At 74.4% G+C, this 21,606-nt stretch carries 19 protein-coding genes; 7 read left to right on the forward strand and 12 right to left on the reverse strand.

The window, feature by feature from the left end; translation table 11 throughout:
* Position 1: 1 nt before the first annotated feature.
* Positions 2-2,104 (reverse strand): NAD-dependent DNA ligase LigA, encoded by a 2,103-nt coding sequence (gene ligA, locus RB614_RS17590; protein ID WP_308713600.1) that lies wholly within the window; start codon positions 2,102-2,104, stop codon positions 2-4.
* 123 nt (positions 2,105-2,227) lie between these two features.
* Here ligA and RB614_RS17595 point away from each other — a divergent pair, with 123 nt between their 5' ends.
* The gene (locus tag RB614_RS17595) at positions 2,228-3,115 is read left to right on the forward strand and encodes a HEAT repeat domain-containing protein (RefSeq protein WP_308713601.1); all 888 of its coding nucleotides are present in this window, start codon (positions 2,228-2,230) and stop codon (positions 3,113-3,115) included.
* A gap of 10 nt (positions 3,116-3,125) precedes the next feature.
* Here RB614_RS17595 and RB614_RS17600 read toward each other — a convergent pair whose 3' ends face one another.
* Both RB614_RS17600 and RB614_RS17605 read right to left on the reverse strand, forming a co-directional pair.
* A complete protein-coding gene (locus RB614_RS17600; protein WP_308713602.1) occupies positions 3,126-3,737 on the reverse strand; it encodes a TMEM175 family protein in 612 nt (203 codons plus the stop codon).
* A 71-nt stretch (positions 3,738-3,808) separates the two neighbouring features.
* Positions 3,809-4,726, reverse strand: coding sequence for a phytoene/squalene synthase family protein (locus tag RB614_RS17605; RefSeq protein WP_308713603.1), 918 nt, complete (start codon positions 4,724-4,726; stop codon positions 3,809-3,811).
* A gap of 79 nt (positions 4,727-4,805) precedes the next feature.
* On the opposite strand from RB614_RS17605, the gene RB614_RS17610 reads away from it, so the two are divergent.
* Entirely contained in the window at positions 4,806-5,729 is a 924-nt protein-coding gene (locus RB614_RS17610) for a MerR family transcriptional regulator (RefSeq protein ID WP_308713604.1), read from the forward strand.
* Positions 5,730-5,786: 57 nt separating this feature from the next.
* On the opposite strand, the gene RB614_RS17615 is transcribed toward RB614_RS17610, so the two are convergent.
* From RB614_RS17615 to RB614_RS17640, 6 genes are all read right to left on the reverse strand, one after another.
* Entirely contained in the window at positions 5,787-6,704 is a 918-nt protein-coding gene (locus tag RB614_RS17615; RefSeq protein ID WP_308713605.1) for a PfkB family carbohydrate kinase, read from the reverse strand.
* A gap of 11 nt (positions 6,705-6,715) precedes the next feature.
* The gene (locus RB614_RS17620; protein WP_308713606.1) at positions 6,716-7,588 is read right to left on the reverse strand and encodes a carbohydrate kinase family protein; all 873 of its coding nucleotides are present in this window, start codon (positions 7,586-7,588) and stop codon (positions 6,716-6,718) included.
* A gap of 13 nt (positions 7,589-7,601) precedes the next feature.
* Complete coding sequence (locus tag RB614_RS17625; RefSeq protein ID WP_308713607.1) at positions 7,602-8,447, reverse strand: class I fructose-bisphosphate aldolase; 846 nt, start codon at positions 8,445-8,447, stop codon at positions 7,602-7,604.
* A gap of 3 nt (positions 8,448-8,450) precedes the next feature.
* The gene (locus RB614_RS17630; RefSeq protein WP_308713608.1) at positions 8,451-9,452 is read right to left on the reverse strand and encodes an ABC transporter substrate-binding protein; all 1,002 of its coding nucleotides are present in this window, start codon (positions 9,450-9,452) and stop codon (positions 8,451-8,453) included.
* A gap of 40 nt (positions 9,453-9,492) precedes the next feature.
* Entirely contained in the window at positions 9,493-10,509 is a 1,017-nt protein-coding gene (locus tag RB614_RS17635) for an ABC transporter permease (protein ID WP_308713609.1), read from the reverse strand.
* 155 nt (positions 10,510-10,664) lie between these two features.
* Positions 10,665-11,426, reverse strand: a complete 762-nt coding sequence (locus RB614_RS17640) for an ATP-binding cassette domain-containing protein (protein WP_308713610.1) — start codon at positions 11,424-11,426, stop codon at positions 10,665-10,667.
* A 210-nt stretch (positions 11,427-11,636) separates the two neighbouring features.
* Here RB614_RS17640 and RB614_RS17645 point away from each other — a divergent pair, with 210 nt between their 5' ends.
* A complete protein-coding gene (locus RB614_RS17645) occupies positions 11,637-13,052 on the forward strand; it encodes an FAD-binding oxidoreductase (protein ID WP_308713611.1) in 1,416 nt (471 codons plus the stop codon).
* Entirely contained in the window at positions 13,049-13,993 is a 945-nt protein-coding gene (locus RB614_RS17650; protein WP_308713612.1) for a YhfZ family protein, read from the forward strand. Before RB614_RS17645 ends, RB614_RS17650 begins: the two co-directional genes overlap by 4 nt.
* 37 nt (positions 13,994-14,030) lie before the next feature.
* Here the strand turns inward: RB614_RS17650 and RB614_RS17655 are convergent, their stop codons facing one another.
* Positions 14,031-14,915, reverse strand: coding sequence for an arginase family protein (locus RB614_RS17655; RefSeq protein ID WP_308713613.1), 885 nt, complete (start codon positions 14,913-14,915; stop codon positions 14,031-14,033).
* A gap of 235 nt (positions 14,916-15,150) precedes the next feature.
* On the opposite strand from RB614_RS17655, the gene RB614_RS17660 reads away from it, so the two are divergent.
* From RB614_RS17660 to RB614_RS17670, 3 genes are all read left to right on the forward strand, one after another.
* Positions 15,151-17,574, forward strand: a complete 2,424-nt coding sequence (locus tag RB614_RS17660) for a glycoside hydrolase family 3 N-terminal domain-containing protein (protein WP_308713614.1) — start codon at positions 15,151-15,153, stop codon at positions 17,572-17,574.
* 179 nt (positions 17,575-17,753) lie between these two features.
* On the forward strand, positions 17,754-19,037 hold the full coding sequence (locus RB614_RS17665) for a vanadium-dependent haloperoxidase (RefSeq protein ID WP_308713615.1): 1,284 nt from the start codon (positions 17,754-17,756) through the stop codon (positions 19,035-19,037).
* Between the two features lie 58 nt (positions 19,038-19,095).
* Positions 19,096-20,205 carry an endonuclease/exonuclease/phosphatase family protein gene (locus RB614_RS17670; RefSeq protein WP_308713616.1) on the forward strand — a complete coding sequence of 370 codons (1,110 nt, stop codon included), beginning with the start codon at positions 19,096-19,098 and terminating at the stop codon, positions 20,203-20,205.
* Positions 20,206-20,567: 362 nt separating this feature from the next.
* Here the strand turns inward: RB614_RS17670 and RB614_RS17675 are convergent, their stop codons facing one another.
* On the reverse strand, positions 20,568-20,966 hold the full coding sequence (locus RB614_RS17675; RefSeq protein WP_308713617.1) for an NUDIX hydrolase: 399 nt from the start codon (positions 20,964-20,966) through the stop codon (positions 20,568-20,570).
* Positions 20,967-21,127: 161 nt separating this feature from the next.
* Positions 21,128-21,583: a MarR family winged helix-turn-helix transcriptional regulator gene (locus RB614_RS17680; protein ID WP_308713618.1), complete on the reverse strand. Its 456-nt coding sequence runs from the start codon at positions 21,581-21,583 to the stop codon at positions 21,128-21,130.
* Positions 21,584-21,606: the final 23 nt, after the last annotated feature.

Genomic DNA, 21,606 nt, shown 5'->3' on the forward strand with positions numbered 1-21,606 from the left:
CTCACGGCTGGGGTACGGCCAGGATCTCCGCCACCGCGTCCGGGTCGCCGTCCTCGTGCGCCGTCAACAGCGCGGCGAACGCCTCGGCGGGCAGGATCCGGATGCCCAGCTGCTCGGCCTTCGCGGCCTTGGAACCGGCGCCGTCGCCGACCACGACCAGGTCGGTCTTCTTCGACACCGAGCCGGCGGACCTGCCGCCGAGCCGCTCGACCGCCGCGTTGCCCTCGTCGCGGGTCAGGCCGGGCACCGAGCCGGTCACCACCACCGTCATCGGGGTACCGTCCGGCCGCTGCAGCGGCAGCGACGCCGTCGAGGTCACGACCGCCACCGGCTCGGTCATGTTGACGCCGCGCTCGGCGAGGCGGGCGATCAGCGGGGTCAGCTCGACCAGCTCGGCGGCGATCGTCACCGCCCGCTCGGGACCCACCCCGTCGACCCGCTGCAGCTCGTCGACCGAGGCGGCGAGCAGCGCCTCCATCGTGCCGAAGTGGGCGGCCAGCCGGCGCGACATCGAGCGGCCCGTCATCCGTACGCCGAGCGCGGTCAGCACCCGGGACAGCGGGCGCGCCTTGGAGCCCTGGATGTTGGTGACCAGCTTGGTGGCGGAGACCTCGCCGAGCCGTTCCAGGGCGGCGAGGGTGGGCACGTCCAGGTCGTACAGGTCGGCGGGGTCGGTGACCAGGCCGGCGGCGACCACCGCCCGCAGGATCCGGTCGCCGAGCCCCTCGATGTCCATCGACGTGCGGGCGACGTAGTACTCCAGCGCGACGTCGGTGCCGCAGGCCCGGCCCTGGACGCAGCGCCACCGCTTCTGCGAACGGTCGATCTCCCCGCCGCAGCGCGGGCAGTCGGCGGGAGGCTCGAACGGCACCGAGCCGGCCGGGCGCAGGTCGAGCTGGGCGCCGGTCACCTCGGGGATCACGTCGCCGGCCCGGCGGACGAAGACGGTGTCGCCGGCGCGGACGTTGCGGCGGACCAGGTCGTCGAAGTTGTGCAGCGTGGCCGAGGTGACGATCACGCCGCCCACCTGGACCGGCTCCAGCACCGCCACCGGCGTGATCACACCGGTGCGGCCGACCTGCACCTCGATCCGGAGCAGCTTGGTGGTGCGGGTGTCGGCCGGGAACTTGTACGCGACACCCCAGCGCGGCGCCCGGCTGGACGAGCCGGCCCCGGCCCGGTCGGCGGGCAGGTCGGCCTTGACCACCGCGCCGTCCACGCCGAAGCCGAGGGTGCCGCGGGCGGCGGTGAGCGCCTGCACCGCCGCGTACACCTCCTCGACCGTCGCGCAGACCGGCATCCCGGCCGCCGAGGTCGCGGTGGTGGCGAACCCGAGCTCCGCCAGCCGGGCCAGCGCGGCCGAGCCGGCCATCGGCTCGGTGACGCCGTGCACCGAGTACGCGAGGAAGGAGAGCGGCGCGTCGTACGGCCGCTTCGGCGCGCGGAGGGTGCCCGCCGCGGCGCTGCGCGGGTGGGCGAAGGGCGGCTCGCCGTTTCCGGTCCGCATCGCCTGCGCGGCGGTGAAGTCGTCGTCGGTCATGAAGACCTCGCCGCGCACCTCCACGGTCAGCGGCTCGCGCAGCCGCGCCGGCAGGCCCGCGGCCCGGCGGGCCTGGGCGGTCACGTCCTCGCCCGCGAACCCGTCACCCCGCGTCGCCACCAGGGTCAGGACCCCGTCCGTGTACCGCGCGGCGATGGCCAGCCCGTCGATCTTCGGCTCCACCGTGTAGCCGGCGACCGGGCGGCCGAGGAGCTTTTCCAGGCGCTCCGCCCACCGGCGCAGCTCGTCCTCGCCGAAGACGTTGTCGAGGCTGAGCATCGGCTCGCTGTGCACGACGTCGCCGACCACCCCGCCGCCCGCGCCGACCGCCTCGGTGGGGGAGTCGGCCTCCTTCCACGCCGGGCGGGCGGCCTCGGTGGCGGCGACGCGGGCCATCAGGCCGTCGTACGTGGCGTCGTCCATGGCCAGGTCGGGACCGCTGTAGTACGCCTCGGCGGCGGCCCGGACCCGCTCGACCGCGGCACGGTACTCGCCGGCGTCCGGAAACGGTGCCGCCCGCCCCGCGTCGACGACCGGATCGACCGGATCCACCAGCTCCCGCATGCTCCCCGCTCCTTACTCCCGTGTACGCGGGATATTGTGGCTGGTCCGGCCCGGATCCGGCGAACCAGCGGCGCGCCGTGTTGGGGTACTTGTGCCACTTTGCGGGGTGGCAGGATGCTGCCCGTGCTGGAACGACTCGACGACGTCGACTGGGCCCGGATCACGCACGCCTACGGCCCGGCCACCGACGTACCCGATCAGATAACGGACCTGCGCTCCGCCGACCCCGACCGGCGGGAGAAAGCGCGCTGGCAGCTCTACGGCAACATCTTCCATCAGGGCACCCGCTACGAGGCCACGGCCTACGCGGTGCCGTTCCTGCTCGAGATCCTCGCCGACCCGGACGGCGCCGACAAGGGGGAGCTGGTGCGGCTCCTCGCCGCGATCGCGGTGGGGTACGACGAGTTCTGGTTGCCCGACGGGCTGCCGATCGCCGAGCACCGCCGTACGGCCGAGGGCGGGGCCGCGGTGCTCGCCGCCGCGCCGCATCCCGGCGACCCGGGGTGGGACGAGGAGGAGGGCGACGCCGAGTACATCGAGGCGCTCACCGCGCGGGAGCAGGAGGCGATGCTCGCGCACGTGGCCGTCGCCGCGCACGAGGCGGTACGGCAGGGGGTGCCCCTCTTCCGCGCGCTGCTCGGGCACGGCGACCCGGACGTGCGGGCCCTCGCGGCGTACACGCTGGGGTGGTTTCCGGAGGACGCGGAGGGGAGCCTGCCGCCCCTCGCCGCGCTCGCCTCGTCCGAAGTGGACGAAGCGCTGGCGGCGACCGCGCGCGTCTCGATGGGGCTGCTGGGCGTGGCGGCCGAGTTCGACGACCCGCGCCCGGTGGTGCGGTGGGCGACCGCGATCGCGCGGCTGCGGGTCTTCGGCGACCGTGCGGGCCAGGAGGCGGTCGACGAGCTGCGCCGCTGGTCCGGCGGGGTGGGGCGGGACGAGCGCGTGCCGTTCCTCGACGGCGACCTGGTCGGTTACGCGACGGTGGTGCTGGACCGCCTCGGGACGCCCTGACCCCCGCCCGTCACGGCCGGCCCCGGCGCCGCCGCACGGCGCCGACGGCCACCGGGACGAGGATCCAGCAGAGCCACGACTGCTCGGTCAGGAAGGAGACCGGGATCGACACCAGGAACGCGGCCGCGAGCGTCGCCATCGCGGCCGCCGCCCCGGCGAGCACCTCGGGCGGCATGTCGGAGCGGTGCAGCGTGTGACCGCGGACCTCGCGGATCATCAGTACGAACGTGATGCCCGCCGCGCCCTGCACGAGCGAGTAGAAGCCGAACCGCGCCTGGTACGCCCCGTCACCGGTGATCACGCGGGTGGCGAACGGCGTGACCACCTGCAGCAGCAGCCACACCATGGTCAGCGCGCCGAGGCGGCCGCCGAGCGAGGTGACGTACCGGAACACCCGGTGGTGCGCCGACCAGTGCCGGCCGATCACGGTGAAGCTGAGCAGGAACGCCAGGTACGCCGGCCAGTCGTCGCCCGCGGAGCGGAGCACCTCGGCGTTGGAGTCGCCGGCCGGCAGCGGGAGGTCGAGCGCGAGGAGAGTGATGGCGATCGCGATCACCGCGTCGGCGAAGAACGTCAGCCGCTCGGCCGCGATCGCCCGGACCTCGACCTCGCGCTCGTTCACGGGCGCCGCCCGGGCCGCGGGGCGGCGGGCGCGCTCCCGCTCGCGGCGTGCGGCGTCGGCACATGATCAAGCTACACCCGGGGAGCCCTCGCCGTGGGCAGTCCGACCGGTGTGCCGGGCGGGGTGAGCAGGCAGCGGGCCACCGTCGCCAGGCGCCGCCGGTGCGGCACGACCGCCCGCCGGGCGAAGACGTCGTGGCCGGCCCGCTCGACCTCGTCGAGGATCCCGCCGTAGAGGTGGAAGGCCGCCCGGATGCACGCCTGCGACGCGGGTGCCAGCATCGGCACCCCGGGCGCGGCGGCGGCGTAGTGTGCCCGGGCACGCGTCACCTCGTACCCGATGAGGTCCTTTATGGAGGGTGAGGCGGCGCGGCGGTCCGCGGCCGCGCGGAGGTCGGCCCGGGTGACGCCGAATTTCTCCAGGTCGGCGCGGGGCAGGTAGACCCGGCCGCGGTCGAGGTCTTCGCCGACGTCGCGGATGAAGTTGGTGAGCTGGAAGGCGAGGCCGAGCTGGCGGGCCGGCTCGCGGGCCAGCGCGCGGTCGGCGGGCTCCAGGATCGGCAGCATCATCGCGCCGATCGCCGCCGCCGAACCCTCCATGTAGGACAGCAGGTCGTCGTAGCCGGCGTAGTCGCGGACCTCCAGGTCCATCGCCATGCTTTGCAGGAACGTGGCGAAGTCGGCCGGGTCCATCGCGAAGACCTCGATGGTGTGCAGCACCGCGGGGAGGAGGGGGTCGTCGACCCGCTCGCCGGCCAGCCCGGCCAGGAAGCGGTCGGACCAGTCGCGCAGCCGCCGCGCCCGCTCGGCCGTGGCGAGCCCGTCGGCGCGGTCCACGATCTCGTCGGCGTAGCGGGTGAAGCCGTACAGCGCGTGGACGTGGCGGCGCTTTCCGGCGGGGAGCAGGCGGGTGGCCAGGTAGTAACTGCGGCCGTGCCGGCGGTGCAGCGCACGGCAGCGCGCGTACGCGGCGGCGAGTGCCGGGTCCAATCCCGCTCCCCTCGATATCGGTGCCGTTTCTTAACGACGCAGTAAACGACGCAAGTCGCGCCTACGTTACCCTGATCCAGTGAACAGGGCGCCCGGAGACGGGCTGAGCGCGGGTGAGGTCGCCCGCCGGCTCGGGGTCGCGGTCACCACGTTGCGCAGCTGGCACCGGCGGTACGGGCTCGGCCCGGACCAGCACGAGGCCCACCACCACCGGCGGTACACCCGGCAGGACCTCTCCCGCCTCGAGGTGATGTGCCGCCTGACCGGGGAGGGCATGCCGGCCGCCGATGCCGCACGGGCCGCGCTCACCGTGCACCCGCTGGAGAGCGTCGAGCGGCCGCGGACCGGTTCCGCCCTCAGCGCCCGCGCCGGCGGCGGCAACACGATCCCGGTCGGCGGCGCCGGCCCGGAGGCCCGCGGGTTGGCCCGGGCCGCCATGCGCCTGGACGTCGCCACGATGTCCAGTGTGATCACCCGCATGATCGGCGCGCGAGGGGTGGTCCACACCTGGGACCACCTGCTGCGCCCGGTGCTCGCCGGCGTCGGCGAACGGCACGCGGCCGGCGGCGGGCTGGTCGAGGTCGAGCACCTGCTCTCCCGCACCATCTCCGAGACGTTCGCCGCCGTGCCCCGCCCGGCCGGCGCCCCCACCCCGCGGACGCTGCTCGCCAGCGCCGACGAGGAGCAGCACACGCTCCCCGTCGAGGCCCTCGCCGCGGCGCTCGCCGAGCGCGGCCACCGTTCGCTGATGCTCGGCGCCCGCGTCCCGCCCGGCGCGCTCGCCGCGGTGGTCGGCCGCGTCGGCCCCACCGTCGTGGTGCTCTGGTCGCAGGCGCCGGCCACCGCGGCGGCCGGCCAGCTGAACGGCCTACGGGGCACCCCGCTGGTCGTCGCCGCCGGCCCCGGCTGGCCCCGCGACGGCCTGCCCCCGTCGGCGGCCCGCCCGGCCAGCCTGGGCGAGGCGCTCGACCTCACCCTCCGCTGGCTGCCCACCGCCGGCTGAGCGGAGCGTTTCTTGGGGTGCGTTTCCCGCGGCCTCACCCTCCGGCGGCGGCCGGTCCTACGGGCCGGAGCCGTCGCTCAGCGCCGGTAGCTCCGCCTCCACCTCGGCCCGGGTGAAGTCGCCGGCCGGCAGGTGGCGGGCGTTGGCGCGGGCGGCCGCGGCGGCCAGGCGGAGCCCGGCGAGCACGTCTGCGCCGCCATCCGCGAGGTGGGCCGCGGCCAGGCCGGCGAGGAACGCGTCGCCGCTGCCGACCGGCAGCGCGCCGTCGAGCGGGGGATGGGTGACCGCGCGCCGGCCGTCCGGGCCGAGGTAGCGGGCGCCACCCGGGCCGGCGGTGACGACGGCGGCGCGGGCGCCCAGCGCGCGGAGCGCCTCGGCGCTGGCCCAGCCCTGCGCCGGGGCGCCGGTCACCGCGGCCGCCTCGTGCTCGTTGACCTTGACCAGGTCGGGGCGGCGGGCGAGCGCGGCGGCCAGGGCCGGCCCGTCCGAGTCCACCAGCACCGGTACGCCCCGGGCGGCGGCGACGTCGACGATCTCGGCGAGCGCGGTGACCGGCAATCCGGGCGGTACCCGTCCGGAGAGCGCGACGGCGTCGCCGGGCCCCAGCCGCTCGACGTGCTCCACGACGGCCGCCCGGACGCCCGGCCAGAGCGCCGCCGGCACCGCGCGTACCGGCTCGTAGACCTGGGTCAGCGTGCCGGTGCCCTCGTCGAGCAGGCACTGGCACTCGCGGGTCTCGACGCCACTGTCCACCCAGGACACGTCGAGCCCGTCCGTGTGCGCCCGCATGACCTCGCCGGTCGCGCCGCCGACGAGCGCGACCGCCCGGGTGGGTACCCCGAGGCTGGTGGCGGCGCGGGCGGCGTTGAGGCCCTTGCCACCGGCCCGGACCAGCACGTCGCGCGGCCGGTTGATGCCGCCGAGGCGCAGGGCGGGGAGCCAGGCGTACCGGTCCAGCGACGGCGCCAGGCTCACGCAGAGCAGCGTCATCGGAGCGCGGGCAGGCTCGGTACGACGGTCATCGGCCCGGTCACCCGGATCGCCTGGGCGGCGACCGCGACCCCGGCCCGGGCCGCCGTGCGGGGGTCGGCGCCGGCCAGGGAGGCGGCGATGAACCCGGCGGCGAACGAGTCGCCGGCGCCGTCGGTGTCGACCGGCTCCACCGGGACCGCCGGTACCGCCGTGGTGCCGGTGCCGTCGCGGACCAGCGCGCCGGCCGGCCCGCGCGTGGTGCAGACGGTGGCGCCGCCCGCGACGAGCGCGTCGACGTCCGCGCCGAGCGCCTCGAGCTCGCCCTCGGTGGGGAGCAGCACGTGGGCCAGGGGCAGCACGTCGAGCAGCGCCCGCGCGTTGGTCGACTCGGGGCGTACGTTCGGGTCGACGGAGACGCGGGCGCCGGCGCGGTGGGCCCGGCGCAGCGCGGCGAGGGCGGTCGCCGCGAGCGGTTCGCCGAAGATGAGCGCCGAGCCGGACATGTGCAGCCAGGCGGCCCGCTCGGGCAGGTCGCCGAGGTCGGCCTCGGTGACCCGGGTCGCGGCGGTGCCGGCCACCGCGAAGTCGAACTCGCGGTGGCCCTCACCCCGGTACGTGATGCGGGCGGTGGCGGTCGGCGCGTCCGCCACCTCGACGAGGTGCCCGAGGTCGACGCCGGCCGCGCCGAGCCCGTCCCGCATCACCTGGCCGTGCGCGTCCCGGCCCACCCCGCCGACGAACGCCGTGGGTACGCCGAGCCGGGCGGCCACGTACGCGGCGATCGCCGGTGCCCCGCTCGGCCACGGCCCCGCGTACGGCGTGTCCGCGCCGGCGGGACCGACGTCGCGCTGGTACACGACGATCGCCTCGCCCACGATCAACAACATGGCGGCCGCCCTCTCAGTGTCGGGCGAGGGCCCGCTCGGGCGGTACGCCGTCGTGGGTGACGGCGCGCAGGCCGGCGAGCACCTCGGCCGGGTGCTCGGCGCGGAAGACCCGCCGCCCGAACATGACGCCCGCGGCACCGGCGGCGACCGAGTCGGCCGCCAGCCGCAGCGTGCTGGCCGGGTCCTCGCCGCCCGGGCCGCCAGCCACCAGGATCGGCGCGAAGCAGGTCTGCGCGACCGGGCTGAACGCCTCGACCGAGCCGTTCCAGACGACCTTAACCAGGTCGGCGCCGATGTCGGCGGAGATCCGGCAGTACAGGCTGAGCACATCGGTGCTCAGCGCCGCGCCCCCCTCCGGTTCGAGGGCGGAGCGCGGCTCGATGATGACCGCCACGCCGACCCGGGCCGCGTCGCGGACGATACGCGCGTTGCGCTCGATCTCGGCGCGCTCCAGGGCGGTGTCCCGCTGTCCGATGTAGAGGTACGTCATGACGGCGTCGACGCCGGCCGCGGCGACCTCCTCCAGCGAGGCGAGCTGGGCCAGCACCCCCTCGCCCCGCCCGTCGGCGCCCGGCGTGTAGATCTTGCGGCCGTGGTTCTTCCAGTCCAGGTGCAGGACCAGCGCCGGGCGGCCGCGGCCGACGAAGAAGTCTTCGACCAGCGGCAGCATCCCGGGCGTCACCATGACCCCGTCCGCGGCGTCGAGCTGGCCGAACACCGCGTCGATCTCCGCGCGGGTGGCCAGGCCCGCGGGCGGCCCGCTCATCACGCCGTGCGAGGCCGCGACCACGACGGCTCGGCCGGTACGCGGGTCGAGCACCCGGCCGAGCCTGATCTTCTTACCGGTACGGGAGTCCATGCCTCACGCCTTCGGGCAGTCGAAGCTGTACAGGTACTTGCGCACCTCCGGGCTCTGGAGGTTGTCCTTCGTGGCGACGACCGCGCCGGTGGAGATCTCCTTGGTCACCGGCTTGCCGGTCAGCGCGTTGACCGCCTGCTCGGCCGCGGCGATGCCCTCGTCGTACGGCTTGAGCACCACCTGCGCGGCGACCGTTCCGTCCTCGATCTGCTGGACGCCGGGCGGGTTGGCGTTGAACCCGACGATCGTCACCTTGCTGGCCGCGTTGGCCGACTTGAGCGCGGCGACCGCGCCCTCGGTGTTGAACGCGGCGGTGGAGAAGATGCCGGTCAGGTCCGCGTTCGCGGCGAGGGTGGCGGAGACGATCGACGCGGCGGTCTGCACGCTGTTGTTGGAGAACTGCTGGCCCAGGTACTTCAGCCCGGACGCCGCCTTGATGCCCTCGGCGAAGCCCTTCTCCCGGTCGTCGGTGGTGGTGACGCCGGCGGAGAGGTTGACCGTGAGCACCGAGCCGGACTTGCCGCCGAGCAGCTCGACGAGCTTGGCCGCGGCGACCTTGCCGGCCTCGATGTTGTCGGAGCTGACCTGCGCCTCGGCCAGCGACGGGTCCTCCAGCGTGGTGTCCACGAGCACGACCTTGATGCCCTGGCTGGTCGCCTGGCGCAGCGGGGCGTAGAGCGCCTTGCTGTCGGTCGGCGCGATGATGATGACGTCCGGCTTCTTGGCGATGACCGCCTGCAGGATCGGGATCTGGTCGGTGGGGCTGAACGACTTCGGCGCCTGTACGTCCACTGTGGAGCCAGACTTGGCGGCGACCGCCTGGATGCCGCAGGCGACGGAGCCGTAGTAGGCGTCGTTGGCGACGCCGGGGATGAACGCGATGTCGAAGCTGTCCTCGGCGGAGCCGCCGCTGCCGCTGCCGCCGTCGTTGTCGTCGCCGCAGGCGGCCAGCGACAGGGCCAGTAAGGCGGCCGTGGCGGCCGCGCCGAAACGTATGTGACGCATGGTCGGTTCCTTCCGGTCGTGCTGTGTGGGGGTTGCCGCGTCAGCGGGCGGTTCTCGCCCGCCTTCGCAGCTGGTCCAGGTAGACGGCGGCGACGAGCACGACGCCGACCGCGAAGTCGCGCCAGAACGAGTTGAGGCCGACGATCACCAGGCCGTTGGCGAGGACGGCGGGGATCATGGTGCCGACGAGCGTGCCGAACATCGTGCCGACGCCGCCGAAGAGGCTGGTACCGCCGATCACGACGGCCGCGATCACGGCGAGGTTGTCGGTCGCGTGGCCGCTGAGCGTGGTCGAGCCGAACTGGGCGTAGCTCATGATGCCGGCGAGCCCGGCCAGCAGCCCGGCCATCGTGTACACGCTGATCAGGTGCCGGTCCACGCTGATGCCGGCGCGGCGGGCCGCCTCGGCGTTGGAGCCGATCGCGTACGTGCGCCGCCCGTACCGGGTCACGCCGAGGACCAGCCCGCCGACCAGCGCGACCGCGAGGGCGACCACGACCAGCCACGGCACGCCGGCCACCCGGCCCACGCCGAGGTTGTCGACCAGCTCGTACGGGATGTCCTTGAGGTCGTTGCCGTTCGTGATGACCTGGGCCAGGCCCTGCGCCGCCCCGAACGAGCCCAGCGTGGCGATCAGCGGCGGCACCCGCAGCTTGGTGACGACCAGGCCGTTGACGACGCCCCACGCGGCGCCGGCGGCCATGCTGACCGCGATGCCCACGAGGGCGGCGCCCCAGCCCTGCCCGCCCATCGCCTTCATCACCTCGCCGGCCGCTACGCCGGAGAAGACCAGCACCGAGCCGACGGAGAGGTCGACGCCACCGGTGATCAGCACGAACGTCGCGCCGACCCCCATCACGATCAGCAGGGAGGCGCTGATCAGGACGTTCGTGAAGTTGGCGGTGGTGAAGAACGCGTCGAAGTCGAGGATCGCGAACAGCGCCACGATCACCAGGAGGATCGCGGTGATGTCGGTGGCGGAGCCGAGCAGGGCCCGGCGGCGGCGCACCTTGGGTGCCTCCTCGGCGCCCGCCGCCGGACCGGCCTTGGCGAGCAAACCGCCCGGTGCCTTCCGCGCTCCGCCGTTCGGCGCTTGTCCGCCGTCGTGGTTGAGGCCCGTGGCCTCACGGCTCCCGCCCTCCGCCTTCCTCGCTCCGCCGTTCGGCGCTTGTCCGCCGTCGTGGTTGAGGCCCGTAGCCTCACGGCTCCCGCTCATTCCGCGTCCTCCTGGGTCCACGCGCCCGTCATCGCGCCGACGATCTGCGCCTCGTCGGTCTCCCGGGTGACCAGCCGGGCCACCCGGCGGCCGAGGCGGAGCACCTCGATCCGGTCGGAGACCGCCATCACGTCCGGCAAGCTGTGGCTGATCAGCACGACCGAGCGGCCCGAGTCGCGCACCCGCCGGATCAGGTCGAGCACCGCCCGGGTCTGCGGCACGCCGAGCGCGGCGGTCGGCTCGTCCATGATCACGAGACGGTCCGCCCAGGTCACCGCCCGCGCGACCGCGACGCTCTGCTGCTGACCGCCGGAGAGCGTGGCCACCGGGGCGGTGGGGTCCTTGATGGCGACCTTCAGGTCGGTGAGCACCTGGACCGCCCGGGCGGCCATCCGCTTCTTGGCCAGCACGCCGAACCGCCCGAGCAGGCCGGCGGCGAGCAGCTCGCGGCCGAGGAAGAGGTTGGCCGCCGTGTCGAGGTCGGGGGCGAGGGCCAGGTCCTGGTACACGGTCTCGATGCCGAGGCCGTGGACGGCGCTCGGCGACAGGCCGGCGATGGAGCTGCCGGCGAAGCGGATCTCGCCCGCGTCCGGGGCGTACACCCCGCAGATGGTCTTGATCAAGGTGCTCTTGCCGGCGCCGTTGTCGCCCATCAGGGCGACGACCTCGCCCTCGCCGACGGCGAAGCTCGCCCCGCGGAGCGCTTCGACCGCGCCGAACCGCTTCGTCACCCCGCGTGCCTCGAGCAGTGCTGTCACCGCTTCCACCTTCTCGTCCCGGAGCCGGTCCGCGCCGCCAACCTGAGGATCTCGCGTCGCCGGCCTGAGAATTCAGAAATCTGCGTACTGAGTCGAGACTAGGATCCGTGTTTCAATCATGTCAAGAGCATGCTTCCTGCGAATGAGCTCCGCTTGACAACTCAGTTTTTTGAGGATTGAGTGGTGGTGACAGGGTGAGGGGAGCATGTCATGCCTGCTGTGGCCGACCGCCTGCGCACCGCGCTCGGCGATGCCGCCGTTTCCACGTCCGAGGCCGACCTGGACGCGCGCAGCCACGACACGTGGCCGGTCGCGACCGTCTGGGCGCGGCTGGGCCGCCACCCGTACCGGCCGGAGGTCGTGGTCACGGCACGCGGCGTCGACGACGTGGTCACCACGCTGCGGATCGCGGCCGACGCCGGCGTACCGGTGACCGCCTGGGGGCTGGGCTCCTCGGTGACCGGCCAGCCGCTGCCGGTCGCCGGCGGCATCGTGCTCGACATGTCCGGCCACGTCTCCACACCCGAGCTGGACGAGACCGACCGCACCGTGCGGGTCGCCGCCGGCGTACGCGGGAGCGACCTGGAGGCCTGGCTGGCGCGGCGCGGCCGCACGCTCAACCACACCCCCCAGTCGCTCGGCCGCTCCACCGTCGGCGGCTGGGTCGCCACCCGCGCCACCGGCCAGTTCTCCTCGCGGTACGGGGGGATCGAGGACCTCGTCGTCGGGTACCAGGTGGTGCTCGCCGACGGCACGGTCGCCGAGCTCGGCCAGCGGCCGCGCGCCGCGATGGGCCCCGACCTCCGGGAGGTCTTCATCGGCTCCGAGGGGACGCTCGGCATCGTCACCGCGGTGACCCTCAAGGTGTTCGCGATCGCGCCGCACCGGATCGTCGAGGCGTTCGCGCTGCCCGAGGTCGAGGCGGGGCTCGCCGCGATGCGCCAGATCGCCCAGGCCGGCCTGCGGCCGTTCCTGGTCCGCTTCTACGACCGCGAGGAGGCCGCGCACGCGGTCCCCGACCGGCCGGTCGGCACGCCGGTACTATTCCTGGGGCACGAGGGCCTGGCCGGCGTCGCGACCGCCGAGCACGCCGCCGCGACCGGCATAGTCGAGGCGCTGGGAGGGACGAGCATGGGGGCGCCACCGGTGACCGCCTGGCTCGACCGCCGCTACGACTTCTCCACCATCGAGCGCCGCCTCGCCGAGCCCGGCGGCTACGCGGAGACCATCGAGGTCGCCCACCTCTGGAGCCGGATCGGCCCGATGTACCGCGAGCTGAAAGAGCAGCTCGCCCCGCTCGCCGACGAGGTGCTCGGCCACTTCTCGCACGTGTACGAGCAGGGCACCTCGCTGTACGTGATCCTGCTCGGCCGCGCCCCCGACGACCGCGCCGCGCTCGCCCGGCTGGAGGAGATCTGGGATCGGGCGATGAAGGTCGTGGTCGCTCACGACGGCGAGGTCTCCCACCACCACGGCGGCGGCCTGGCCCGCCAGCCGTGGGTGCGGCAGTCACTGGGCAGCGGGTACCCGGTGCTGGAGCGCCTCAAGCGCGGCCTCGACCCGGCCCACCTGCTCAACCCCGGCAAGCTCGGCTTCGGCCCCGACCCCCGGCGCGGTCCCGCGTGAGTGGGGGGTTCACCAAGCCGGACGTGCTCGCGCACGTGGCCCGCGTGCTGCTCACCCGGGAGGTCGGGCAGCGCATCCCCACGGTGCAGGAGCTGCAGACCACCAGTGGCGCCGGCACCGGCACGGTGGTCAAGGCGCTGCGCAGCCTGGAGACCGGGGGAGCGGTCACCCTCACCGCCCGCGGCCACCAGGGCACGGTCGTCGCCGACCGGGACGTCGGCAAGCTCTGGAACGCGGCGGAGCTGGGCAACTTTCGCCTGGTCATGCCGGCCTCCGGGCCGCTGGAGCAGCAGGCGATCCTCGACGTGATCCAGGGCGCGCTCCGCGACGTCGGCGTCTCCGTCGTGGTCGACTACCGCCCTGGCGCGCACCTGCGGCTGGAGGAGGTCTACCACGAGCGGGCGCACGCGACGGTGACCTCGGCCGGGGCGCTGGCCCAGCACCGGGACAGCTTCCCCGGGCTCGCCGGCGTCCACCTTGGACCGTCCACTTTCTACTCCAGCGGCTCGCTCGTGGTCGTCGAGCACGCCACCCGGCCGCCGAAGGACCCGCCGCGGGTCGGCATCGACCACTCCTCGTACGACCACCAGAAGCTCAGCGAGGCGGAGTTCGCCGGCACCCCGGTCGAGTACGTCGAGTGCCCGTTCGTGGTCGCGCCCGCCGCGGTCCTCGCCGGCGAGGTCGACGCCGCCGTCTGGCACTCGATGCCCACCGTCATCCCGCCCGAGCTCGCCGGCCTGCGCCTGCGCCCGGTGGCCAACCCGGCCGCGCTCGACGTGGTCCGGGAGATCTCCCCCGCGGTCCTCGTCACCCGCGCCATCGAGCCGGGGCCGAACGCGCTGCTGCGCCAGGTGCGCCCGGCCGACGTCGCCGGCGCGCAGAGCCGCCTGCTGAAGATGGCGGCGACCGACGGGTTCATCGGCTCGCTGCGGCTGCGCTGAGTCGCGCCGGGGCCCGCCGGGCGCTTCGATACCGGCCCTACGGCAGGACGGCGTCGAGCAGGGCGACGACCCGGGCCGCGTACCCGCCGCCGGGGTCGAGGTCGGGGCGGAAGTCGGCCACGCTCACCCCGCTCAGGTGAGGCGAGGTGGCGAGCGGGCGCAGCGCGGCGGCGAGCGCGTCCCAGTCCGGCCCGCCGGGCTGCGGGTACGTGACCGCGGGCAGCGCGCTCGGGTCGAGCACGTCGAGGTCGAGGTGGAGCCAGACGCTGCGGCCGGAGCCGTCGAGCCAGCCGCGGGCCCGTTCGCCGGCGGCGGCCGGGTCGGCGACCAGCGTGGCGGCGTCGATCCGGCGTACCGCCTCGGGCACCCGGGCCACCTCGGCGGCGGCCGCCGCGTCGAGGCCGGCGGCACGGTGGCCGATCAGCACCGCGGCGGCCGGCGGGACCATCGGCGGCGGGCCGGCGAGGCCGGTCAGCGCGTCGGGGCCGTCGCCGGTGACCAGGCCGAGCTCGAGGTCGGCGGTCTCGCCGGTCGCGGAGTCGGCGGGCGCCTGGTAGTCGGGGTGGCCGTCGACGAACCAGAGCCCGACCGGGCCCAGCGCGCGCACGGCCGGGACGACGCCGAGCAGCAGGCTGCAGTCGCCGCCGACCACCAGCGGACGGCGGTCGGGCGCCCGGGCGAGCAGGCTGGTCAGGGCGGCGGTGAGCGCGTCGGCGGCGCGGCGGGTCTCGGCCAGCGCGCGGACGCCGGTGGCCGGGTCGCGTGCCGTCGTGGTGATCGCGATGGGTGCGTCGCCCGCGTCCAGGCCGGCCAGGTCGCCGAGCCCGGCCCTGCGCAGCGCGGCCGGCGCGTCGGCCTCCCCACGCCCGGTGCCCGAACAGTCCCACGGCGCGCCCAGCACCGCCCACCCCGACGCCTCCACCCAGCTCACGCTACGCCCGCCCGGCCCCCCTCGCGGGGGGGGCGGGGCGGGGGGGGGGGGGCGGGCGCGCCCCCCCCCCCCCCCCCCCCCCGGGGGGCCCCGGGGGTGGGACGGGCTTGACCGGTCCGGGCGGGTACGCATAGATTCAGGTCACTGCGGGATTTCCGGGCATTCTCGCCGGCCACGGGTGGCCGGCGAGCTCACGTCGTTGCCCCAGGTTTGTAGGAGTGCCCGCATGTCCGCCACACCCCCCACCGAAGACGAGGAGCCCAACGCTCCGGCGCAGCACCGCAAGGTCCTGCGCCTGGACCGCCACGGCCGCACGATGATCGCGGTCACGGCCGCCTGCGCGTGCCTGGCCGCGGCCACGCTGGTCGCGTCCGCGCTCGACCTCGTCGGGCCGGCCCACGACGCGGGGGCGACGGCCAACCGGGCCGCGCCGGCCTACCAGGACCCGGCCCAGCCGGTGCCGGCGCGGGTCGAAGACCTGCTCGGGCGGATGACGCTGGAAGACAAGCTCGGCCAGCTCGCCCAGGTCGACCGGGCCGCGCTGACCAGCCCGCAGGACATTGCCGCGTACCGGATCGGGTCGATCCTCTCCGGCGGCGGCTCGGCCCCGGCCGACAACACCCCGAACGGCTGGGCCGACATGTACGACGGCTACCAGAGCGCGGCGCAGGCCACCCCGCTGGGCATCCCGATCATCTACGGCGTCGACGCGGTGCACGGGCACAACAACGTGCGCGGCGCGACGATCTTCCCGCACAACATCGGCCTCGGCGCCACCCGCGACGCCGGGCTGGTACAGGCGGTCGGCCGGGCCACCGCCGAGGAGGTCGCCGGCACCGGCATCGACTGGACCTTCGCGCCCTGCCTCTGCGTGGCGCGCAACGACCGGTGGGGGCGCACCTACGAGTCGTTCGGCGAGCAGGCCGAGATCCCCACCGCGATGACCTCGATCATCGGCGGCTTCCAGGGCGGCAACCTCGGCGAACCCACGTCGATCCTCGCCACGGCCAAGCACTACGTCGGCGACGGCGGCACCACCGGCGGCCGCGACCAGGGCAACACCGAGATCTCCGAGGCCGAGCTGCGGGCCGTACACCTGCCTCCGTTCCAGGCGGCCGTCGCGCAGGGCGTCGGCTCGATCATGGTCTCCTTCAGCAGCTGGAACGGGCAGAAGCTGCACGGCCACGAGCGGCTGCTCACCGACGTGCTCAAGGGCGAGCTCGGGTTCACCGGGTTCGTGGTCTCCGACTGGGCCGGCATCGACCAGATCGACGGGCAGCGCGGCTTCACCGGCGCGGAGATCGCCACCGCGGTCAACGCGGGCATCGACATGGTGATGGTGCCGACCGACTACCGGCAGTTCCTCCAGCTGCTCCGCGCCGAGGTGGACGCCGGCCGCATCCCGATGCCGCGGATCGACGACGCCAACCGGCGCATCCTCACCAAGAAGTTCGAGCTGGGGCTCTTCGAGCGGCGCTTCACCGACCGGGCGCTGACGTCCACTGTGGGCAACCAGGCGCACCGCGACCTGGCCCGCGACGCCGTACGCCGCTCGCAGGTGCTGCTCAAGAACGCGGGCGGCGTCCTCCCGCTGGCCAAGAGCGGCGGCAAGATCTTCGTGGCCGGCAAGAGCGCGGACGACATCGGCCTCCAGTCCGGCGGCTGGACGATCTCGTGGCAGGGCTCGGCCGGCAACATCACCCCGGGCACCACGATCCTGCGCGGCATCCGCGACGCGGTCGGCTCCGGCACCACCGTCACGTACAACCGGGACGGCACCGGCATCGACTCCTCGTACCGGGCCGCGATCGCGGTCGTCGGGGAGACCCCGTACGCCGAGGGGCAGGGCGACCGCACCGGCGCGATGGGGCTCGACACCGCCGACCTCGCGGTGCTGTCGCGGCTGCGCGCCTCCGGCGTACCCGTGATCGTGGTCCTGGTCTCCGGCCGCCCGCTGGACATCGCCGCGCAGGTCGACGGGTGGGCGGCGCTGGTCGCCGCCTGGCTGCCCGGCACCGAGGGGCGGGGCGTGGCGGACGTGCTGTTCGGCGACTACAACCCGAGCGGCAAGCTGCCGGTGACCTGGATGAGCGGCGTCTCCCAGCAGCCGATCAACACCGGCGACGGCAAGCCGGCGCTCTTCCCGTACGGCTTCGGGCTCAGCTACCCCGGCGGACCCACCACGCCGTCGCCCACACCGCCGGCCACCACGCCCCCGCCGCCGACGACGCCCGCGCAGACGACACCGCCGGCACAGACCACCCCGCCCGCGCCCACCACCCGCCCGCCCGCGCCGACCACGACCCCACCCACGACACCGACGGCGGGCGTGGCCTCGTGCACCTTCCGGTACACGGTGAGCAACCAGTGGGCGAACGGCTTCGTCGCCGAGGTGCGGGTCACCGCGGGGTCGGCGCCGGTGAGCGGGTGGACGCTGCGGTTCGGGTTCCCGGGCGACCAGGCCATCAGCAACGCCTGGAACGCGACGGTCACCCAGAGCGGCACCCAGGTCTCCGCGGCCAACCTCGACTGGAACGCGAGCGTCCCGGCCGGCGGCAGCATCACGTTCGGCTTCCAGGCCACGTACAGCGGCACGAACTCACCCCCGACCGCCGCCACCCTCAACGGCACCGCCTGCGGCACGGGGTAGCGGCGCCGGGCAACGTCCGTACGGCCCGCGGCCCTGACCGAACCGGTGGGTCGCCGGCCCGAACGGCCATGCCTCACGGGCGGTGGCGTTTGGCGGACACAGAGTGCGGTTCCGGCCGTGGCTCCCCGCTGACCCTCGCAGGTGGAAATGACCATGCGGGCACACAGCAAGGAGAACCCATGACACGTCGAGGTCGGACGCGCCGTTCCGCGCTGCGAGTGGCTCTCGCCGCGGCCGTCGCGCTCGGGTCGCCACTCGTTCTCAGCTCACCGGGTACGCCGGCGGCGGCCGCGCCCACACCCAACGCCGTCGTTACCTGGGACGCCCTCGCCCAGGAGTCGATCTGGGACGTCGCGCAGCAAGGGCCGCACGTGCAGGCCCGCTCCTTCTCGATCGTCCACGGCGCGATCTACGACGCGGTCAACGCGATCGCGCGCAAGCCGTACCAGCCGTACCTCGGCGCCCCGCCGGCGACCGGCTCCGAGTCGGTCGACGCCGCCGTGGCGACCGCGGCGTTCCGCACGCTGGAGTGGCTCTTCCCCGGCCAGCAGGCGGCGCTCCAGGCGAAGTACGACACCTTCATGGCGCGCGTCCCCAACGGCACGGCGAAGACGGCCGGCACGGCGGTCGGCCAGAAGACGGCGAACGCCATGATCGCGTTCCGCACGAACGACGGCGCGTTCGGCTCGCGGATGTGGCGGGAGGGGACCGCGCCCGGCCAGTGGCGGCGTACCCCGCCCGGGTTCGGCTCGGACGGCGGGTGGGTGATGGACCTCAAGCCGTTCCTCATCCCGGACGCGACGATGTTCACCACGTCCGGCCCACCGGCGCTGACCAGCTCCCAGTACGCCCGGGACTTCAACGAGGTCAAGGCGATCGGCGCGGCGAACAGCACCGTCCGTACCGCCGACCAGACCGACTCCGCGCGGTGGTGGCACGACCGCCGGCTGACCGAGTGGGAGATCAAGCGCCAGCTCGCGGTCAAGAACAACCTGAGCAACCTGCAGGCGGCGCGGATGTTCGCGATGGTGGACATGACCGAGATGGACGCGCTGATCGCCTGCTACTACGAGAAGTACCGGTGGAGCTTCTGGCGGCCGGTCACGTTCATCCCGGAAGCCGGCGCCGACGGCAACCCGAACACGGCGCCCGACCCCAACTGGACGCCGCTGCTCGTCACGCCGCCGCACCCGGACTACACCTCCGGCCACGCCTGCTTCACGGCCGCGTCGATGGGCGCCCTGGCGTACTTCTACGGCACCGACCGGATGTCCTTCAGCGCGACCAGCGCCGACACCGGCACCACGCGGCACTTCGACCGCTTCTCCGAGGCGGTCGCGGAGGTCATCGAGGCCCGGATCTGGGGCGGCATCCACACCCGCTCCGCCGACGTGCAGGGCGCGCTCATCGGCGCCAGGACGCTGTCGTACATGATCCCGCGCTACTTCAAACCGACCCGCTGATCCCTTGTGGAGGGCCGGACCATCGGATCCGGCCCTCCCGCCGTCTACGCTCTGCATCGTGCGGATCGGCACCTACAACGTGGAAAACCTCTTCAACCGCGCCCGCGCCCTCGACCAGCGCACCTGGTCGGCCGGGCGCCCCGCGCTCGAGGCGTACGAGCAGATCTGCGAGCTGCTCGAGGAGCCGCTGTACACACCGGACATCCAGGCCGGCATCCTGCGCCTGCTGCGCAAGCTGGACCTGCTGCACGGCGACACCGCCAAGTTCGCCCGGCTGCGCCAAAACCGGGGACGCCTGCTGCGCCGCTCCCGCAAGGACGGCGTGTACGTGGTGGCGAAGGGGCGCGGCGACTGGATCGGCTGGGTCGAGCTGACCACAGACCGTGTGGACGAGCAGGGCATGCTGAACACCGCACGGGTCATCCACGACGTCGGCGCCGACATCCTCGGCGTCATCGAGGCGGAAAACCGCATCGCGCTCAAGCGCTTCACCGACGCCGGCCTCCTGGTCGAGGGCGTGCCGAGGTACCCGCAGGTCATGGTCGTCGACGGCAACGACGAGCGCGGCATCGACGTGGGTGTGCTCGCGACCGGCGCCTACCCGCTGGTCGGCCAGCGCAGCCACGTCGACGACACCGACGAGGTCGGGCGGGTGTTCAGCCGCGACTGCCCGGAGTACCACTTCGCCACCCCCGGCGGCGGCCGCCTCGTCGTGCTGGTCAACCACCTGAAGAGCAAGGGCTACGGCGGCAAGCTCGCCTCCGACGCCACCCGCCGCCGCCAGGCCGGCAGGATCGCCGAGATCTACCGCGACCTGGTGGCCGGCGGCATCACGGACGTGGCGGTGGTCGGCGACCTCAACGACACCCCGGAGAGCGAGCCGCTCGCCCCGCTGCTGCTCGGCACCGACCTGCGCGACATCTCCACCCATCCGTCCTTCGAGGACGGTGGGCGCCCCGGCACGTACGGCTACTGCACCGCCCGCAACAAAATCGACTACGTGCTGCTGTCGCCGTCGCTCTTCGCCCGCGTCACCGGCGGCGGCATCTTCCGCAAGGGCGTCTGGGGCGGCAAGCGCGGCGTGCTCTGGCCCATCTACGACACGATGACCGCGGCCGTCCACGCCGGCTCCGACCACGCCTGCATCTACGCCGACATCGACCTCTAGCGACACCCGCCGGGCGGGCCCCGACGGGGTCCCGCCACCCCCGACCCGCGGCCGCGGGTCGGGACGTGCGTGCGCGGAGCTCTCGAGCTGCACGCGCGAACGGGGCACCTCCCGTCCCGGGCTCGGGCGGTTGGGGCGTGAGCGCGGCCAGACGCGGAGGGTGACGTGGCGGGAGCAACGGCCTGGACCACGACGGACGTCGCGGTAGCCCAAGATTGGCTCTGGTCCTTGATCGACGCTCGGAGATCGGCCCGGGGCGGAGATCGTGGTACCTGGGTGCCCCTCCAGGGGCAGTTGAGTACCACGATCTGCCAGCGTCGACGCCGATCAAGGGCTCCCGCCGCGGTCAGGAGGTGCGGCGGTCAGCGCAGGCGGCCGGCGCCCCGGAGGTGGTCGAAGATGACCTGGTCGACGGGGGAGACCCGGTCGCGGTCCCGGTACGTGAGCCAGAGGACCTCGGCGATCTCGCTGCTGGCCCGGAGGTCGCCGGCGTAGCCGGCCGTGTAGCAGGTCATCCGCACGAGGGTGCCGGCCGCGTGCCCGTGTGCCTGGGCCTCGAAGGTGCCGAGGTGCGCGGCGCTCTCCGGGGCGATGGCGACGCTCAGCTCCTCCCCGACCTCGCGGACCAGCGTGTCGACGTCGCTCTCGCCCGGCTCGCGCTTTCCGCCGGGGAGGTAGTACACGTCCTTGCCCCGGGAACGGGTGCTGAGGATCGCCCCGCCCACGAGGTGGATCCACGCGATCTTGTCGATGACGGCCACGCACCCATCCTCCAGCACGGGCAAGGCCCGAGGCACGCAGCACGGGCAAGGCCCGAGGCGTGCCGCGTGGGCGCGGCGCGCGGCGTGGGCGAGGCCCGACGGACGCGGGACCGGGCGAGGCCCGAGGCCTGCGGGGACCGGCGAGGGCCGGAAGACAGGGGCTAGCCGGTGCGGCGGTGGGCTTCCAGCGCGTCGATGAGGCGGTCCATCAGGTCGGCGAGCTGCTCGCGGTCGGCCTCGGACCAGTCGGCCAGGATCCGGCCGTACAGGTCCTTGCGGGCCGCCCGCACCGCGGCCATCCGCCGCAGCCCGGACCCGGTCGGGGTGATCACCGTGCCGCGGCCGTCGCGGGGGTCGGCCTCGCGCACGACGAGCCCGTCGCGCTGCATGGCCGACACCTGCCGGGTGACCGTCGAACCGTCCAGGCCGAGCCGGTCGGCGAGGGCCGAGACGTTCTGCGGGCCGGCGCCCGCCAGGTGGCGCAGGATCACGTACGCCGCGCGGTCCAGCGCCCGGTGCGCCGCCACCGGGGTGGCCCGGCGGGTGGTCTCGCCGAGGCGCATCAGGAGTGCGATCTGCGTCTCGATCCGTTCCAGCGGGGACTCGGCTGCGGCCATGGCGGTAGGATACCTGGAGATAC

The organism is Phytohabitans maris, assembly GCF_031085175.1.
In the GTDB taxonomy this organism is placed as follows: domain Bacteria; phylum Actinomycetota; class Actinomycetes; order Mycobacteriales; family Micromonosporaceae; genus Phytohabitans; species Phytohabitans maris.

Bases quoted from the DNA above. Each gene is read 5' to 3' on its own strand.
- ligA (WP_308713600.1), bottom strand. From the start codon at position 2,104: ATGCGGGAGCTGGTGGATCCGGTCGATCCGGTCGTCGACGCGGGGCGG.
- RB614_RS17620 (WP_308713606.1), bottom strand. From the start codon at position 7,588: ATGTTGTTGATCGTGGGCGAGGCGATCGTCGTGTACCAGCGCGACGTC.
- RB614_RS17625 (WP_308713607.1), bottom strand. From the start codon at position 8,447: ATGGACTCCCGTACCGGTAAGAAGATCAGGCTCGGCCGGGTGCTCGAC.
- RB614_RS17630 (WP_308713608.1), bottom strand. From the start codon at position 9,452: ATGCGTCACATACGTTTCGGCGCGGCCGCCACGGCCGCCTTACTGGCC.
- RB614_RS17645 (WP_308713611.1), top strand. From the start codon at position 11,637: ATGCCTGCTGTGGCCGACCGCCTGCGCACCGCGCTCGGCGATGCCGCC.
- RB614_RS17660 (WP_308713614.1), top strand. From the start codon at position 15,151: ATGTCCGCCACACCCCCCACCGAAGACGAGGAGCCCAACGCTCCGGCG.
- RB614_RS17665 (WP_308713615.1), top strand. From the start codon at position 17,754: ATGACACGTCGAGGTCGGACGCGCCGTTCCGCGCTGCGAGTGGCTCTC.
- RB614_RS17680 (WP_308713618.1), bottom strand. From the start codon at position 21,583: ATGGCCGCAGCCGAGTCCCCGCTGGAACGGATCGAGACGCAGATCGCA.